Raw genomic sequence first — 17,827 nt, 5'->3', positions numbered from 1 at the left:
CGGCACCTTCTCCCCGAGGGGAGAAGGCGGACGCGGCAACGACGTCATTTTCATACGCGATAGCAGCCCTGCGTTGCGCAGGGGAAAGTAAGCTCCTGCAATGCCGGCGCCTGCTGCAGTCGCGGACGATGTTGGCCGCTCAGCCTATCTGAATTGAAGTGTCAGACGGCAACCAGATGGCTGGGAGAAACGGTTCGATACTCGCGTGGCTTGACCAGATAATCGACGGGCCGGATCGGGCTCTTCAATTCGTCGCTCGTCGCCATGCGCTTTTCGCGTCGGCGATCGGGGTCCGGCACAGGAACGGCCGCCATCAGCTTCTTCGTGTAGTCGTGCTGCGGATTGCCGAAGACGGCGGCACGCGGGCCGATCTCGACGATTTCGCCGAGATACATGACGGCGACGCGATGGCTGACGCGTTCGACCACGGCCATGTCGTGGGAGATGAACAGGAAGGAAAGGTTGAGGCTCTGCTGCAGGTCGAGCATCAGGTTGATGACCTGCGCCTTGATCGACACGTCGAGCGCGGACACGCTCTCGTCGGCGACGATCACCTTCGGCTGCAAGGCCAGGGCACGGGCGATGCAGATGCGCTGGCGCTGGCCGCCGGAGAATTCGTGCGGATAGCGGCCGGCCATGTCAGGCGTCAGCCCCACCTTGCACAGCATATCGGCGACCACATCGCGGGCCTCCCTTGCCGTTCCCATCCGGTGTTCGAGATAGGGCTCGGCGATCGCCTGACCGACCGTCATGCGCGGGTTGAGCGAGGCGAAGGGATCCTGGAAGATCATCTGTACCGATTTGCGCATCTCGCGCATATCACGCTTGCCAAGCGAGAGCACGTCGCGGCCGTCGACGATGACGGAGCCGGATTGCGGCTCGATCAGCCGCATGATGGCGCGTCCGGTGGTCGACTTGCCGCAACCGGATTCGCCGACAAGCGACAATGTTTCGCCGGCAAAGAGATCGAACGAGACGTTTTCGACCGCATGCACGCGGCCTCTGAGCTTTCCGAATACGCCCGAATGAATGTCGAATCGCTTGGTAAGGTTCTTCACCTGCAGAACCGGCTTTTCCTTTGCCACTGTATCCGGCACCTCGGCAGGCATGTCGGACTCTCCCGTCGCCGTATTGACGACGGGGAAGCGCAGTGGCCGGTCATAGGATTGCATCGAACTGAGCACCGGCACCGCCGAGAGTAGCGCGCGGGTATAGGGATGCTGGCCGCGATGGAAGATGTCGCCCGTCGCACCTGTCTCCACCTGCTCGCCGCGATACATGACGACCGTGCGATCGGCGATTTCCGCCACTACACCCATGTCATGCGTGATGAACAGGACGGAAGTTCCTTCCTCATCCTGCAGCATCTTGATGAGGTCGAGGATCTGGCCCTGGATCGTGACGTCGAGAGCGGTGGTCGGCTCGTCGGCGATCAACAGCCTCGGCTTCGAGGCGAGCGCCATGGCGATCATGACGCGCTGGCGCATGCCGCCGGAAAAGCGGTGCGGATATTCGTCGAAGCGCGAGGCGGCCGAGGGAATGCGGACCTTGTCGAGCAGCCGGATCGTCTCGGCCTTGGCGCCTGCAGCCGACATGTCCTTGTGACAAAGCAAGGCCTCGGAAATCTGGTCACCGATGGTGAAGAGCGGATTGAGAGAAGTCATCGGCTCCTGGAAGATCATCGATACGTCATTGCCGCGCACCTTGCGCATCTCATGCTCGGGAAGAGAAAGCAGGTTGCGGCCGCCGAGCATGATCTTGCCCTCGATGCGGCTCGAATCGCTCTGCAGCAGCCGCATGATCGAGAGCGAGGTGACGCTCTTGCCCGAGCCGCTCTCGCCGACGATCGCCACCGTCTCGCCCGGTGCAACCGAGAAGGATATATTGCGCACCACAGGTATCCATGCGCCATCCACCAGAAATGAGGTGGTGAGGTTCTCGACGGAGAGTATGGGTTCGGCGGTCTGTGTGGCCTTTGCCTGCGACGTGCTCATGCTTGCTCCCTTCTTGCGATCCCTGCCACAGTTCAGTCCGGCCAGTTCAGCACGCCATCGAAGCGATGCCGGCTGCGGTTTTCGATCGGCGTCGCGATGATCTCGTTGGAGGCACGCGCCTTGTCGAGTTCCTCGGCAAGCCTCGTCGCGACGATCGTCTCTTGGCCGGGGTGCAGATTGCATGGATCGAGATAGAAATAGTGATGCTCCACTTCATGGTCCCGCACGATGATGGGCGGGTTGCCGCGGGCCAGTGCCGCCGCAAGATCCCAGGCGCTGATATGCGCCTCGGGCGCCGAGATGATAACGCGCATGCGGTCGAGTGGGTTGTTGGTGGGATCGGGCTCGATCAGGGCGGTGACACCGGGGCGGCCGTCGAGCGTTCGTTTCCATAGGTTCAGATAGCCGGTCTCGCGTTCGCGGATGCCGGCATGATCACGCTTTTCCCAGGCCTCCAGCGCCGCCATGGTGCCATAAATGCTTTCCTTGCCGACCTTCATGCCGCGGCCGATGCCCATGTTCTGCAGGAAGGCGTTGCGCACCAACTCCTTCTTGCCGGCAACGATGCCGGATGTCGGGCCGCCGAGGAACTTATGGCCGGAATAGAGGGCGATGTCGGCGCCCTGCGCCAGGAAGAGCTTGAGGTCATATTCCGAAGCGGCATCGACGATGACAGGCACCCCCTTGGCATGCGCGATCTCGACGAATTCGGAAAGATGCAGCAGGCCGTAGTCGACTACATGATGGGAGACGACATAGACGGCTGCCGCCGTCTTCTCGGTTATGGCGTTTTCCATGTGGAAGCGATGCGTCGATGTTGCCTGACCGATCAGCACGACCTTGCCGCCGGCAAGGCGGATTGCCTGATCCACCGGAGCGCCGTAGCTCACCACATGGCCCGTCTGCACGATGACTTCGTTCTTGTCCGGTGCGGTATCAGGCAGCTTCTCAATGGCAAGCAGGTTGTTACCTGTGATGGCGCCGGCGACGGCGAGGCTGATGCCGGAGGAGCAGGATGCCGTCACGAAGCCCGCCTCGCCGCCCGTCAGCCGGGCGATAACGGCGCTGGCCTTGCGCTGGAGGTCGTTGATCTCGACGAATTGTGGTAGGATCGCCGTCATCGCCGCAATGGCTTCGGGCACGACGATCGATGCGCCGAGGCTCGTCATGGTGCCTGATACGTTGATGACGGGCCTCAGGCCGATCTTGCTACGGATATCATCGGACATTCTATCTCTCCAAAGTGACGACTGGCGATTGTCATCGACAGTTATGCCATAGTAATGTAATAGCTTCTCGAAATCTCACGAGGAGCGTTGATTTGGACGCCAAGAGCTTACCCGCCGCACCCCCTGAAGACGCCGATTCTATCGGGGAAGCGGAAACGAAAGGCGCGCGCCGTTCGCGCGTGAGCGGCATCGACCGCGCGCTGCAGGTGATCGATTATCTCTATGAAACCGGCGCGCCAGCCGGACCCTATGCGATTGCCAAGGCGATCAAGGCACCGCTTTCGACTGTCTATGTGATCATCGACGATCTGGTTGAAAAGAACATGCTCGGCCGCAATGCCGACGGTTCCGTCTGGCTCGGGGCGCGCCTTTACCACTACGGTCTCGCCTATGCTCGGTCGCTGGATTTCATGAGCGTCGCGACGCGCGAAATGCACGATCTTTGCCGGCAGGCGAACGAGACGGTGCAAGTCTGCGGTCGCGACGGCGACAACATGCTGGTGCTGGCGATGGCGGACGGACCAAGCCATTTCCAGGTCGCTTCCCGTGTCGGAACCCGCGTGCCCCTCAACTGGACTGCCTCGGGCCGATTGTTGGTCGGCCACTTGCCCGAAGAGGAAAGGATCGAACTTTTCAAGCACTGTGCCCGCACCTCTCCAACCGGTCGGGCTGAGATTGATGCCGGCGTACTTTCCGCTTCCGCGGGCAAAGCGTTTGAGGAGCGCTTGTCGATCCAGGTGGCGGAATCCGATTATGCGGTTGCCTGTATTGCCTCGCCGGTCGTCGATCGCGAAGGCCAATGCGTCGCGACCATCTCGATCGTGCTTCCCGAACAAAAAGCCGTTTCCGACGGCAACCATTACGGCGAGCAGGTGCGCGCGGCTGCCGAGCGTATCGAAAAGCTGATGGGCTGGCGCAACCACTGAATTCGTCCTCCTTTGAGCAATTCCAGCAAAAGCGCGACGCGGTTTTGCGTCCGGAATTGCGTAAAAACTAGTCGTTGAGTGATACGATCGCTTCGATTTCGACGGTGATATTGCCGGGAAGCGAGCCGAAGCCGACGGCGGAACGGGCATGTTGGCCCGCTTCGCCGAAGACCTCGATGAAGAGGTCAGAGCAGCCGTTGATGACGCTTGGATGATCCTCGAAATGCGGCACGGCATTCACCATACCGAGCAGTTTCACCACCCGCTTCACCCGGGAAAGGTCGCCGAGTGCACTGTGCATGACGGCAAGCAGGTTGATGCCCGTCAGCCGCGCATGCTGATAGGCCCGGTCGAGGCCGACATCACCGCCGACCTTGCCGGAATGGAGGTAGCCGTCCAGCTCCCGCGGCCCTTGACCCGACAGATAGAGCACGTTGCCTTCGCGGACATGAGTGACGAAATTGGCGATCGGCGGCGGCGGCGGTGGAAGCTCGATGCCGAGTGCCGCCAGTCGCTGGTAAGGTGTTTGCGCTGCTGAAGCGGCCTGTGTTGGGGACGTGTTCACGTATGCTCCTGCTATGCGAGCCTGGTGTTTGATTAGCGCCACGAGTAGCCGTGGCTGTGGCGGACGAGTTTGCGGGCGCGGGGAACATAGCGGCTGGCGGTGATCGCCTCCGCGCCGATGATTGCGTAACGCGGCTCGAACAGCTTCTTGAGGCGCGAGACATCGCCGTTGGAATCGGTCGCCTCGAGATCCGCATCCACGAAATCGAAGATGGTGAAATCGGCTCGCTCGCCGACCGACAGCCGGTTTTCCATCGAAAGCTTAATGACCGAGGCCGGCGCATGGGTAACGGCGTCCACAACCTTGTCGAAGGGCATGCCGACGGAGAGCAGCTTCGACATGGTGGTCGCGAGATCCCAGACGGGGAAGTTCATGGAGTGGCCGTGCAGGTCGGTCGATATCGAGTAGGGCAGAAGGCCGCGCGCGATTGCCGCTTCCGCGACCTTGAAGGAGAAGGACGCTCCGCCATGGCCGATATCGAGCCGAATGCCTTCGCTGGCGCAGCGCTCGGCGAGATTGTAGAGGTCCTCATCCTCCATGATGCTGGAACCGGCCTTGCCGTTGAAGCAGTGCGTGACGACATCGCCCGGCCCGAGAATTTCGAGCACTTCGTCATAGAGCGCCGGCGGCTCGCCGACATGGACCATCATCGGCACCTTCAGGATCTTGGCGATCTTCTTGCCGAGCTTGACGGGTGTGGCCCCCCAGGAGCCGGTGATCACATGGCTGGCACGGACCTTGATGCCGACGATATGCTCGCTGTTTTCGGCATAGCATTCGAGAATGCGGTCGAGGTCGATGTCCTTGATATCACGCAATTCGGGGACGCGATTACAGGCAACGAGGCCGATCGAGCCGAGATTGAGGAAGGCCTTGATGCGCTCCCTGGAGGGCTCGATGATATATTCACGGAAGCCATGAAAATTGGCTTCGCCGGCCGAGCCCGCATCGACCAGCGTCGTGACGCCGCGCTCGGCGCCGCATTCGGAGGGGCGGATCGAGATATCCGTGCCGCCATGCCAGATATGGACGTGCAGGTCGATCCAGCCGGGAGAGATCCAGGCGCCGTTGCCATCAATGCGTTCGATATCGCCGGGAGCGGCAAGCTGCGGGCCAAGCGCGGCGATCCTGCCGTCAGCGCCGATGAGGATGTCGATAACGCCAGTTGGCGTATCGGTGCCGAAAGCCATGGGCTTCACATTGGTGAGGAGGAGCGGCTTGGCCGCTTTTTCACCGGTCATTTACAGGTCCTTTCGAAGTCTTGGATCGAGCATGTCCCGCAAGCCATCGCCGACCATTTGCAGCGAAAGCACGGAGAGAATGATGGCAAAGCCAGGGAAATAGGTCATCCAGTCGGCCTGGCCGATATATTGGCGGCCGGCGGCGATCATGGTCCCCCAGGTCGGAATTTCGGGGCTGACACCGAGGCCGAGAAACGAGAGCCCGGCTTCGGCCAGCATGGCACTGGCGAAGAGAAAGGACCCCTGCACCAGGATCGGCGACAGGAGGTTTCTAAGCACATGCCGCGTCATGATGTGGAACGTAGAGATGCCGAGAGCCTTAGCCGCCTCGACGTAAGGGAGCTCGCGGATGACAAGCGTCGAGGCGCGGACGATGCGGGCCAGCCGCGGTGCGTACACGATCGACAGCGCGACGATAACAGTCGTCAGAGATGGGCCGAGGGCTGCGACAAGCGCGATCGCAAGCAAAATGTCGGGAAACGCCATCATCGCATCGATGAGGCGGGCGATCGGCGTGTCGAGCCTCTGGAAGAAACCGGCGAGCAGGCCCAGCGTGACCCCGATCGCCGCCGACAGCGCGACGACGGCGGCTCCGACGAGCAGCGACAGCCGTCCGGCATAGATGGTGCGCGAAAAGATATCGCGGCCGAACTCGTCGGTGCCGAACCAGTAGATCCCGCTTGGGGGCTTCAGTCGGTTGACGATCGAGAGCTTCGAGGGCGAATAGGGCGCGATCCACGGGGCGAGGATGGCAAGCATCACGAAGATCGTCAGCACGATCAGGCCGGCGGCGACGGTCTTGCGCTTCAGAAGCCGGCGAAGGAACTTGCTTCGCTCGTTCTGTGTCTGCTTTGGTGTATCGGTTGCGATATCGGCCATCAGTAGCGTACCCTCGGATCAACCAGCAGGTAGAGCATGTCGATCGCAAAATTGATCAGGACGTAGAGGCCGGCGATGACGAGCAGGGCCCCCTGGATCACCGGATAGTCGCGGCGCAGCACCGCTGAGACGACGAGGCTTCCGACACCCGGCAGGCCGAAGACGGTCTCGGTGACGACAGCGCCGGAAATCAGCACCGCGGCTGTTAGACCCAGAACAGTGAGAATGGGGATCAGTGCGTTCTTCAGCGCGTGTTTGAGGACGACGCGGCGTTCGATCAGCCCTTTGGCGCGGGCGGTGCGGATATAGTCGTCTCCAAGCACGTCGAGCATCGATGCGCGGGTGAAGCGCAGGATCAGCGCCGAGGAGACGAGACCGAGTGCTACGGCCGGCAGTGTCAGATGATACATGCGATCCAGGAAGCTTGCGCCTGGCCCGCCGTAGCCGGACACCGGGAACACTCCCAGGCGCACCGCGAAGACCTGCATCAGGATGAGGCCAAGCCAGAAGCTTGGAATGCTTGCAGCCAGCATGCCGATCGCCATCGAAGCCTGATCGACGAGCGATCCCCGCCGATAGGCGGCATAGATGCCGATCGGCAGCGCGATGACGCCAGCGATGAGGAGCGAAAATAGCGTCAGGAAAAAGGTCGGCTCGGCGCGTTCAAGAAGCGCGGAGGAAACCGGAATATTGAGGAAGATCGATTGGCCGAGATCGCCCTTCAGCAACTGCCCGACATAAAACAGGTATTGGACGACGATGGACTGGTCGAGGCCAAGCCGGGTTCGCAGTTCGGCAATATCCTGCGCGGTCGCATCCGGGCCGAGCATGACGGCGGCCGGATCGCCGGGGGTCACGCGCACGATCACGAAAACGATCGTGACGACGAGAAACATCACGACGATCATGCCCGCAAGACGTTGAAGGATGTAGCGTATCATTGGGTCGGTTCCCACATCGGTTCCGCTTTTCTTCGACCGGCGGAACCACTCTATTTCTTTGTTCTCTCGCAATTCCGAACGGAAAACCGCTGTGCGTTTTTCCTGGAGTTGCTCTAGGTCTGCAAACGGACAGGATCGGGAACGGGCACCGGCCGCGACCGGCGCCCGAGCGCCTTGGGAGGCTTATTTCTTGATCGATGCGTTCCAGAAGTAGGGCCATGGCGCGGGGTCCACGCCCTGAAGCTTGGTGGAGATCGCTGCAACGGCGTTGAAATCGCCGATCTTCATCATGGGAGCTTCATCATAGATGGTCTTTTGAACATTCGCCCAAAGTTCGACGCGCTTCTTGGGATCGACCTCCGTGTTGAATGCGTCGATCGCGGCCTTGCTTGTCGGCGTGGTCCACCAGCCGGGCGAGCTTGGCGACAGCGTGCCGATCAGCGCCGGTTCCGGCAGGAAGGGGCTGTGGCTGATATAGATGTCCCACAGCGCCTTGTCGGCACGGCGCTGGGTCAGCGTCGCCCAGTCGACCACCTGAAGGTCCACCGTGAAGCCCGCCTGTTTCAGATATTCGGCCGCGACCTGCGCCATCTTGTAATGGAATTCGTACTGGCGGCTGGTCAGGATACGGATCGGTTCGCCCTTGTAGCCCGCAGCCTTGGCGGCCGCAGCCGCGCCTTCCGGATCGGCGACATTGTAATTCCCCTTGACGCCCGCATCCGTGCTCCAGGTAAAGGGGGCAGGGTACATGTTGCCGTCGACCGTATAGAAATTTGTGCTGCCGAAGGCGGCCGCCAGCATGTCCTCCATGCTGAGTGCTTGACGGATCGCCTTGCGGATCCCGACATTCTTCGTGATGCCGTCGGCGGTGTTGAAGACGAAGACCGGATAGCCGAACGGCTTCAGGAGCAGCGGCTGGGTCGCCGAAGCGGACTTCAGCTTGTCGAAGGATTCGACCGGAAGACTGTCAATATAGTCGTACTGGCCGGAAATAGCCGCCTCGACGCGGGTATTGGCATCGGGAACGGGAACGAAACGGATTTCGTCGAGATATTGATGGCGGGCGCCCCCGTAACCGTTGCTTTCGCCATCGCGCGGCTTGTAGCCATCGAAACGGACCAGCTGGATATATTGGTCGGGCTTGCGCTCCTTCAGCATATAGGGGCCGGTGCCAATGAAATCGGTCATCGTATCCGCCTGCTTGCTGGCCGGAATGATGATGGCGGCGGAGTTGTTGAAAGCGAGCAGCGAGGTGAGCGGGGCATAAGGCTGCTTCAGCTTGATGACGACAGTCGCCGGATCCTGCGCTGTGATGGATTCGATGAAACCGCCCGCCTGTTTGCCGCGCGACGCCAGTTTGATCCAGCGATTGAGCGAGGCGACCACATCGTTGGGGGTCATGACGCTTCCGTCGTGGAACTTGATGCCGGTCCTGAGTTTGATCGTGTAGGTTTTGCCGTCGGCACTGATCTCGGGCAGGCTTTCGGCAAGCAGCGGCGTGACGTTCCAGCCCTTGTCGAAGGTGTAGAGCGTTTCGAAGATATGTTGGGTGACAATACCGACGAGATCGGCCGTGGAGGTCATGGGATCGAGCGTCGGGGGTTCGCCGATCGTTGCGACATTGATGACGCCACCTTTTTCCTGAGCCATCAACAGCGAGGGCGCTGAAACTAGGGCAGCCGCAATCAGGAATCCGAGTCCAAACTTCATCGATATTCTCCCAATTATGTTCCACAATTATGTTATATACAATTTTATAACAGAATACAGGACGTGCAGAGGCTGTCAATGGCGGTGAAAATCAGGGCGTATCGGCTTGAATGCACATAGGTTCCGTCTTGCCGAAACACTTTGGCCGGAGCAGATTGCAGCGATGGAGGAGATAGTGCATGGCGCCTTACGATGCTTCCGGCCCCAACGTGAACGGTATCGAACCTCGTTGGACGTCCAGTGCAAAGAGCGGAGTTGGCACGGCGCTTTCGCCGGCCTGCCGCATCTGGTTCACCCTCAGTCACGGCATCTTGAACGAAATCTATTATCCCCGCGTCGACAGCGCCTGCACCCGCGACATCGGATTGATCGTCACAGGTCCCGATGGTTATTTTTCGGAGGAAAAGCGCGATACGGAGAGCGTCGTCACTACGGTCGAGGATGGCGTTCCGGCCTATCGGTTGATCAATACTGCAATCGATGGCCGTTACCGGATCATCAAGCGCATCATCGTCGATCCGATGCGCAGCAGTCTGCTTCAGCAGATATCGTTCGAGCCGCTTGAGGGAACGATCCACGATTATCGTCTCTATCTGCTGGCCGCCCCGCATCTCATCAATGCCGGTTACGGCAATACGGGTTGGGTGGAAGACTATAAGGGCACGCCGATGCTTTTTGCGACGGGCACCGGCGGCGTCTCGATGGCTCTTGCCGTCAGCGGCGGCTGGCGGACGGCATCTGCCGGCTATGTCGGTATTTCCGACGGATGGCAGCAATTGCAGAAAGAGGCCCGGTTGGATCCGGCCGTCGCGCGTGCCGTCGACGGCAACGTTGCCCTGACCGGTGAGATCGATCTGATCGGCGGCAGCGACACCGTCACCGTATCGCTCGGCTTTGGAAGCCATCCAAAAGAGGCCGGCTATAATGCTCTTGCCAGCTTGCAGGCCGGCTATGACAGCGCCGAGCGAAGCTATGTTGCCGACTGGCGGACCTGGCAAGACGGATTGCTGGCCCTCGACGAACCGAGAGCGCCGCCGCCCGAAGTCAATCGCTATCGAATCTCGACAGCCGTTCTGGCGACGCACCGGCCACTCTCCTTCGAAGGTCCGGCCGTCGCTTCTCTCTCCATTCCGTGGGGCTTTGCCAAGGGCGACGAAGACCTCGGTGGCTATCATCTGGTCTGGCCGCGCGATCTGGTCGAGACAGCCGGCGGCTTCCTGGCTGCAGGCGCTTCACAGGATGCGCTGCGCATTCTGGCCTATCTGCGCGTCATCCAGGAAGAGGATGGGCATTGGCCACAGAATTGCTGGCTGGACGGCGAGCCCTACTGGACCGGGATACAGATGGACGAATGTGCCTTCCCGATCCTGCTTGCCGATGCGCTGCGCCGTGAAGGGATCCTTACAGGCGATCTTCTGCTGTCCTACGTGCCGATGGTCGAAAGCGCCGCACGCTATGTCGTCGTCAACGGTCCCGTCACGGGTGAGGACCGCTGGGAGGAGGATGGCGGCTTTTCTCCCTTCACACTGGCGGTCGAAATCGCTGCGCTATTGGCGGCGGCCGATATTCTGGAAATTGCCGGTCAAACGCATAATGCGGATTATCTGCGGCAGACTGCGGATGCCTGGAACGACCAAATCGAGCGCTGGACCTATGTCAACAGCGATGGGGAAAGTGCCGCTCTCGGGGTCAAGGGCTACTATGTCCGCATTGCGCCGCCTGAGATCGCCGACGGAAGCTCGCCCGCCGATGGTTTCGTGCCGATCAAGAACAGACCGCCCGCTGAATCCTTCCTACCGACCGCTCGTGTCGTCAGTCCCGATGCCCTGGCGCTGGTACGGTTCGGATTGCGTGCCGCCGACGATCCTCGCATCATCGACACTGTCAGGGTTATCGATGCCCAGCTCAAATGCGAGCTGCCGCAAGGGCCGCTATGGTATCGTTATACCGGTGATGGCTATGGCGAGCATGAAGACGGTGGACCATTCGACGGCACCGGTATCGGGCGCCCATGGCCGCTGCTGGCAGGCGAGCGCGCCCATTACGAGCTCGCGGCCGGCCGGCGGGAAGCGGCTCTTGAACTGCTCAAGACGCTCGAGCAGTCTGCAGGGCAGGGTGGATTGCTACCGGAACAGGTGTGGGACCAACCCGATGTACCGGAACTGGGACTCGCCCTCGGAAAACCTTCCGGCAGCGCCATGCCGCTTGTCTGGGCTCATGCCGAGCATATCAAGCTCTTGCGCTCGCTGAGGGACGGGGTGGTTTTCGACATGCCGCCGCAAGGTGTCGAGCGCTATGTAAAAAACAAGGTGACGGCACCCTTCGTACCCTGGCGTTTCAACAACAAGCTGTCGCAGCTTTCCGTCGGCAAGCGCCTGCGGATCGAGGTCATGGCGCGGGCGATCATTCGCTGGAGTTTGGATAATTGGACCAGCGCCAGCGATACCGAAACGAGCCAGAACGGCTTCGGCATACATGTTGCCGAGCTTTCATGCGAACGCCTGCCTAAAGGCGGGTCGATTGCCTTTACCTTTTATTGGCCTGACACCGATCATTGGGAGGGAGAGGATTTCTCCGTCTCGGTCGTTGAAGCGCCATAGTGCGATTTGTGCCGTCTTGGATAGAAAGTGTGGGCGAATATGAGCCAGGTAATAGAGAGCCGCAAAACAAACGTAAAACTGAAGAAAGCCGTGGCGCCGGCTGCGACAGAAGAGCTTGTCGTCCTGGCGATCGATCTCGGCGGTTCGCATGTCAAAATGCGTCTCAGCTCCGGCGGTGAGCGCCGCGCGGCCGTCTCGGGTCCGGCAATGTCGGCAAAGCAGATGGTTCAGGCCGTCAAGGAGCTGACGGGCGATTGGCGCTACGACGTTATCGGCATGGGATATCCAGGCCCGGTGTCGAACAACAAGCCGGCTGCGGAGCCACACAATCTCGGACCTGGCTGGCAGGATTTCGATTTTTCCGCCGCTTTCGGCAAGCCGGTCAAGCTTGTCAACGATGCCGTGATGCAGGCAATCGGCAACTACAAGGACGGCAACATGCTGTTTCTCGGTCTCGGCACCGGATTGGGCTCGGCGATGATTGCCAATCACGTTTGCCTGCCCATGGAACTCGCCCATCTGCCCTACAAGAAGCGGGGCACCTTCGAAGACTTCATCGGCGAGCGCGGCCTTGAAAAATACGGCAAGAAAAAGTGGCGCGAGTTGGTCGGGGAGATCGTTGAAAGATTGAGGGCAGCGCTGCTGCCCCATGAAATCGTCATTGGCGGCGGCAACGCCGAAAAGCTCAAGGAGCTGCCACCCGGCTGTCGTGTCGGCGAGAACGAAAACGCCTTCCTCGGCGGGTTTCGCCTCTGGAAGGACGCGACTTTAAGCTTCTAGATCGTCCATATCCATCTGTCTTGAATGAGGCGCCGCAACCATCGCTTTGGCGGGGCAGTTTTCATCAAAGTTTCTTGTCGCGAATGGTCACGACCCCGAACGGATTGAACTTATACTCATCTTCGTCATAGCGGGTGTCGTCGGATAATGTGGCATGACGAGCCGCTACCGCTGCGGCGATACCCTCGTGTGCCATTTGATCGCCGATCTCGTCAATCAGAGCGGCGATTTCAAGTTGTTCGTCATTGGTCGACGGCTGCTGCTCGTCTTTCCGGACAAAGGTAACGAGCACGTCCGGCAATCCGACCAGATGGTTCCCTACGCTTGCCATGCCCTCTGCATCGTCGCCAATGGGCCGGCGCGCAAAGGCGAGGCGGCAGGTCTTGGCAAGTGCCAACAGATCATCGGAATCCGCAGCACTGCGTCCTTGCGCGCAGAGCTCTTTCCATCGCCGCACCCCGTGAGCCACCCCCGAGGTCTCGCCCTTTACGGCGACCGCACCATGATCGAGCATATATTGCACGAACATTAGGACCTTTGCGGATGTTGCGACTGCCGTTTCGGCGGTCATGGGCGGGCTGAGCATGTAAAGGACGGACCCATGCGTGGCGACGGCATCCTCGTCGGCCTCTTCATAAGCATCGGGGTTCACACGGTCCCAGCAGATATTGAATGAACGGACCATACGGTCGTCCGGTTCATTCTGCGAACCGTCTTCATCGGCGGTGAAACCATGGTCGAACTGGGCGATGGCGGCACGGGCGCTCTGCAGGAGCGCTGCAAGACCATTGTCTTTCCCGAGAAAGCAGAGCACATGACGCGGTTTGTAACTGGAGCGGGAAGCTGCAAACGCCGGCGGCTGGCTCGCGGCCCGGCTGGGAGACGGTCTGCTCAGAACGAGGCTGCCGAAGAATGCAAGAATGCCGCGCCGCATCGAATTCATCCCGGTGTCCTCATGATTCATATCGCAGAATTGAAAGCATTCATAACGACGGAGCCAAGCGTGTCATATCGCATTCGGTTTGCTTTCGTTGCAACCCGATTTTATCGCTATTTCGTCAGCGCATCTTCCAGCTCAAGAGTGTGGCGTGAAGTTTCATAGGCTGCCCGATCCTCTTGCTCTCGCAAATGGGATAGCCGGCTCATGGACCGTATTTCAACGACACTTTCTCCCGATCAACGACGTCGGCAAACAGCCGTAGCGCGCCGCTTGGCTGTTCATCTTTTCGCGCGAGATAAAGTGGTGCGGTGAGATTGGCGCCGCGGTCAAGCCTTAGATAGGCGATTCCGTTCGTCTCCAGTTTCGCGATCGACCCTGGAATGATTGAGATTCCGAGTCCGGCGGCCACCAAACTGAGTGTCGATAGCAACCGCGGAGCTTCATGCCGTATTTTCGGGCTGAAACCCGCAGCAAGGCAAGCCGCTATGATACTGTCATATAGCCCCGGTCCTGAGGGACGGCGGTAAAGTATGAAAGCTTCGTTTGCGAGCTCCGACAATCGAACGCGGCGAGGCTTCTCTCTTTTCGCCATCGCCAGGGGATGACGATCTGGAAGAGCGACCAGCATCTCTTCATCGAGAATTCGGGAAATCACAAGGCCGCTCGACTGTGCAACGGGAGAGCGCACGAGTGCGACGTCGAGAAGGCCGGAATGCAGCATGGCGATCAGATCGGGCGTACTGGCTTCCTCAAGCTTGAGCGCGACATCCGGCGATATCTCTCCGAGCGAGCGGACGGCCGAGCTGACCAGCGGATGAAAGGCCGCTGAACTGGTAAAGCCGATGGCGAGGCTTCCCTCCTCTCCGCGGGCATTGCGCCTTGTCGCTTCTATCGCAAGATCGACATCGTGGAGGATGGTCCTCGCCCTCTCCACGAAGGTTCGCCCCGCATCCGTCAGCTCGACGCCTCTCGGCAGACGTCTGAAGAGCGACGCACCGACGATGGTCTCCAGCTTGGCTATCTGCTGGCTGAGTGGCGGCTGCTGGATGCCGAGCCTTTCCGCCGCGCGAGTCATGTGACCCTCGTCGGCAACGGTCACGGCATAACGAAGATGTCGAAGTTCGATCATGGCATATCTCAAACATATGAATGGCGTTTAATCCATATATTGGACGCATGATCGGTAAAAGCCTATTTTGACGGCTCGTTCGACATAAACACACAGGCCACGATATGGATGCCATTTCTCATTCCGGTGCTGCTCAACGTGAAGGACCAACGGTCGCCGAGCTCTTCTTCGGCTTTTTCAAGCTCGGTCTCATCGGTTTTGGCGGGGTGCTGCCGCTCGCACGCCGTATGGTGGTCGAGGATCGCAAATGGCTGACGGGAGAGGAATTCACCGAGCTCCTCGGGCTCTGTCAGTTCCTGCCCGGCGGCAATATCATCAATATGGCGGTTGCGATCGGCTCGAAATTTCAGGGCGTGGCGGGCGCTTTTTCGGCTCTTCTCGGCCTGATTGTCGCGCCGACGGCGATCGTGATCGGTCTCGGCGTCGTTTACGACCAGTTCAATAGCGATTCGCGCATCCAGCACATGTTTGCCGGTCTTGCTGCAGCCGCAGCCGGTCTGCTGATCTCGATGGCCGTCAAGATCGTGCTGCCGTTGCGTCGCAGGCCTGTCGCCTTGGTCATTGCCGCCATTTGCTTTGCTGCCATCGCCATCGTCGGATTGCCTTTGCTGCCGACCATGCTGGTAATGGCACCTCTCAGCATTATCGCCACCTGGAAGCTTGAACCATGACCACGACCCTGCTCGCTCTCGCGATCATCTTCACCCAGCTTTCGGTGCTGGCCTTCGGCGGCGGCAATTCCATTCTCCCCGAAATGCATCGGCAGGTCGTTGACGTGCAGCATTGGATGACGGCGCAGCAATTCGGCGCGCTGTTCGCATTGGCGCAGGCAGCTCCCGGTCCGAACCTGATGGTCGTGCCTCTGGTTGGCTGGCATGTTGCCGGATGGGCGGGCATGCTGGTCACATCAGCTGCAAAGTTCGGGCCTTCTTCGGTCCTGACCTATCTGGTGCTCCATCTCTGGAACCGCTTCAAGGACAGGCCGTGGCGAAGGATCGTCCAGGCGGGGCTGGTGCCGATGACCGCCGGGCTCGTCACCGCCAGCGCGGCTGTCATTACCGAGGCATCAACCCAGGGGTGGATTCTGGCGGCAATTGCGGCCGCGGGTGCGCTTGTTCTTTCGACGACCCGTGTCCATCCGCTCATCGTTCTGGGCATCGGCGCATTGATCGGCTTAAGCGGCATTGGCCAGGTATGAACAGGAAATCGTCCGACAGCTGGTTTGGGGCAAATGTCCCTCCCGCCGTCGGAACGCTGATTGCAATCGCTCACCAATCCAAGCATCGAATAGCGAAGTGCCGGCGAGCGACGGGGAAAAATATTTCTCCATCGAGTATATAGACATTATGCAATTACTTTCCGAATAGCATTGCCACCCCTAGCTTGATCACCGGTCTAATTCGTCCGGAGCTGACATGACAAGGCATATTCGATTCAACGCGTTCGACATGAATTGCGTCGCGCATCAGTCCCCCGGACTATGGAGGCACCCGCACGATAAGTCGTGGAAATACAAGGATTTGGATTATTGGCAGGATTTGGCGCGGACGTTGGAGCGCGGCATTTTCGATGGCATATTCATCGCCGACGTCATCGGCTATTACGATGTCTACAAGGGCTCGAACTATCATGCGATCGAGCAGGCCGCGCAGATACCGGTCAATGATCCGATCCAGCTCGCAGCGCCAATCGCGCTTGCGACCGAACATCTCGGCATAGGAATAACGGCCTCTACCTCCTTCGAGCATCCCTATACGTTTGCCCGCCGGCTCGCCACCGCCGATCATCACACCAAGGGTCGCGTCGGTTGGAATATCGTGACCTCCTATCTGGAGAGCGGTGCGAAGAACATCGGTCAGGGCGGCCTGAAGACCCATGACAATCGTTATGAGGTCGCCGCCGAATATGTGGAGGTCCTCTATAAGCTTTTCGAAGGAAGCTGGGAGGAGGGCGCCGTGCTGCGCGATGCCGAGCGCGGCATTTTCACCGACCCTACCAAGGTTCACGAGATCGGTCACAAGGGCAAATATTTCGACGTTCCCGGCTACCATCTCTGCGAGCCATCGCCGCAGCGGACCCCCGTGCTTTATCAGGCAGGCGCTTCGGGGCCTGGCAAGGCCTTCGCAGCCAGTCATGCCGAATGCGTCTTCGTCGCGGCTCCGACCAAGAGCCTGCTGCGCGCCTATGTCGCCGATATCAGGCAGAGGGCTGCGGCTGCCGGCCGCGATCCACGGAAGGTGCTGATCTATAATCTCACGACGCTGATCATTGCGGAGACCGACGCGAAGGCCCAGCAGCTGTTCGAAGAGTACCAGAGCTACGCGTCCTATGACGGCTCGCTTGTCTTCATGTCCGGCTGGAGCGGCATCGACTTCGGCCAATATGCGCCGACCGACGAGTTGAAGAAGGTCGAGACCAATGCCATCGTCTCGATGATCGAGCATTTCGGCGGTAAAGACAGGGTGTGGACCGTCGAGGAACTCGCCAAATGGGGCGGAATCGGCGGAACAGGTCCGGTATTCGTCGGATCGCCCTCGACTATCGCCGACATCCTGCAGGAATGGGTCGAAGAGACGGATATCGACGGCTTCAACCTCGCTTATGCGGTGACACCCGACAGCTTCGAGGCGGCGGTCGATCTGCTCGTTCCGGAACTACAGAAGCGCGGAGTGTATTCTACCGCCTATCGTCCGGGCACCCTGCGCGAAAAGCTCTTCGGCGAGGGACCTTATCTGCCGACTACCCATCCGGCCAATGGTTATCGCGACATCGAGGCCGTCAAACGCCGGGACGCGGAACTGGCCGCACCGCTGCGCAAGTCGGCAGGCGTCTAAAGCATGTCGTGCAAAAGTGCGCAGCGGTTTTGCGACAACGACATGCCCCAATCAAAGAC

General features: G+C 59.9%; 15 protein-coding genes. 6 read left to right on the top strand and 9 right to left on the bottom strand.

What is annotated here, in order from left to right; translation table 11 throughout:
- Positions 1-161 precede the first annotated feature (161 nt).
- Positions 162-1,994: an ABC transporter ATP-binding protein gene (locus AC13RM_RS30770; protein WP_488556087.1), complete on the bottom strand. Its 1,833-nt coding sequence runs from the start codon at positions 1,992-1,994 to the stop codon at positions 162-164.
- 32 nt (positions 1,995-2,026) lie between these two features.
- A complete protein-coding gene (locus AC13RM_RS30765) occupies positions 2,027-3,223 on the bottom strand; it encodes an aminotransferase class V-fold PLP-dependent enzyme (RefSeq protein ID WP_488556086.1) in 1,197 nt (398 codons plus the stop codon).
- A gap of 92 nt (positions 3,224-3,315) precedes the next feature.
- Here AC13RM_RS30765 and AC13RM_RS30760 point away from each other — a divergent pair, with 92 nt between their 5' ends.
- Complete coding sequence (locus AC13RM_RS30760; protein WP_488556085.1) at positions 3,316-4,149, top strand: IclR family transcriptional regulator; 834 nt, start codon at positions 3,316-3,318, stop codon at positions 4,147-4,149.
- Positions 4,150-4,216: 67 nt separating this feature from the next.
- Here the strand turns inward: AC13RM_RS30760 and AC13RM_RS30755 are convergent, their stop codons facing one another.
- The 5 genes from AC13RM_RS30755 to AC13RM_RS30735 all read right to left on the bottom strand — a co-directional run bounded on the left by AC13RM_RS30755 (position 4,217) and on the right by AC13RM_RS30735 (position 9,485).
- Positions 4,217-4,729: a RidA family protein gene (locus AC13RM_RS30755; protein WP_488556088.1), complete on the bottom strand. Its 513-nt coding sequence runs from the start codon at positions 4,727-4,729 to the stop codon at positions 4,217-4,219.
- Positions 4,730-4,746: 17 nt separating this feature from the next.
- Positions 4,747-5,955, bottom strand: coding sequence for an amidohydrolase/deacetylase family metallohydrolase (locus tag AC13RM_RS30750; protein ID WP_488556084.1), 1,209 nt, complete (start codon positions 5,953-5,955; stop codon positions 4,747-4,749).
- Complete coding sequence (locus AC13RM_RS30745; RefSeq protein ID WP_488556083.1) at positions 5,956-6,834, bottom strand: ABC transporter permease; 879 nt, start codon at positions 6,832-6,834, stop codon at positions 5,956-5,958.
- Positions 6,834-7,775: an ABC transporter permease gene (locus AC13RM_RS30740; RefSeq protein ID WP_285208358.1), complete on the bottom strand. Its 942-nt coding sequence runs from the start codon at positions 7,773-7,775 to the stop codon at positions 6,834-6,836. The genes AC13RM_RS30745 and AC13RM_RS30740 overlap by 1 nt, the downstream gene beginning before the upstream one ends.
- A 183-nt stretch (positions 7,776-7,958) precedes the next feature.
- A complete protein-coding gene (locus AC13RM_RS30735) occupies positions 7,959-9,485 on the bottom strand; it encodes an ABC transporter substrate-binding protein (RefSeq protein WP_488556082.1) in 1,527 nt (508 codons plus the stop codon).
- Positions 9,486-9,664: 179 nt separating this feature from the next.
- On the opposite strand from AC13RM_RS30735, the gene AC13RM_RS30730 reads away from it, so the two are divergent.
- The gene (locus AC13RM_RS30730) at positions 9,665-12,085 is read left to right on the top strand and encodes a glucan 1,4-alpha-glucosidase (RefSeq protein ID WP_488556081.1); all 2,421 of its coding nucleotides are present in this window, start codon (positions 9,665-9,667) and stop codon (positions 12,083-12,085) included.
- A 39-nt stretch (positions 12,086-12,124) separates the two neighbouring features.
- A complete protein-coding gene (locus tag AC13RM_RS30725) occupies positions 12,125-12,865 on the top strand; it encodes an ROK family protein (RefSeq protein WP_162738222.1) in 741 nt (246 codons plus the stop codon).
- A gap of 64 nt (positions 12,866-12,929) precedes the next feature.
- Here AC13RM_RS30725 and AC13RM_RS30720 read toward each other — a convergent pair whose 3' ends face one another.
- Together AC13RM_RS30720 and AC13RM_RS30715 are read right to left on the bottom strand one after the other, a co-directional pair.
- On the bottom strand, positions 12,930-13,808 hold the full coding sequence (locus AC13RM_RS30720) for a hypothetical protein (protein ID WP_374824429.1): 879 nt from the start codon (positions 13,806-13,808) through the stop codon (positions 12,930-12,932).
- Between the two features lie 199 nt (positions 13,809-14,007).
- A complete protein-coding gene (locus AC13RM_RS30715) occupies positions 14,008-14,934 on the bottom strand; it encodes a LysR family transcriptional regulator (RefSeq protein WP_374824426.1) in 927 nt (308 codons plus the stop codon).
- A gap of 104 nt (positions 14,935-15,038) precedes the next feature.
- Here AC13RM_RS30715 and AC13RM_RS30710 point away from each other — a divergent pair, with 104 nt between their 5' ends.
- From AC13RM_RS30710 to AC13RM_RS30700, 3 genes are all read left to right on the top strand, one after another.
- On the top strand, positions 15,039-15,605 hold the full coding sequence (locus AC13RM_RS30710; RefSeq protein ID WP_488556080.1) for a chromate transporter: 567 nt from the start codon (positions 15,039-15,041) through the stop codon (positions 15,603-15,605).
- Positions 15,602-16,132: a chromate transporter gene (locus AC13RM_RS30705; protein WP_374824422.1), complete on the top strand. Its 531-nt coding sequence runs from the start codon at positions 15,602-15,604 to the stop codon at positions 16,130-16,132. The genes AC13RM_RS30710 and AC13RM_RS30705 overlap by 4 nt, the downstream gene beginning before the upstream one ends.
- Positions 16,133-16,349: 217 nt before the next feature.
- Positions 16,350-17,768 carry an LLM class flavin-dependent oxidoreductase gene (locus AC13RM_RS30700; protein ID WP_374824419.1) on the top strand — a complete coding sequence of 473 codons (1,419 nt, stop codon included), beginning with the start codon at positions 16,350-16,352 and terminating at the stop codon, positions 17,766-17,768.
- Positions 17,769-17,827: the final 59 nt, after the last annotated feature.

The organism is Martinezella sp. CNPSo 3732, from assembly GCF_057784515.1.
The sequence above is the reverse complement of the archived record's forward strand: the minus strand, read 5'-3'. Positions and strand labels throughout refer to the sequence as shown.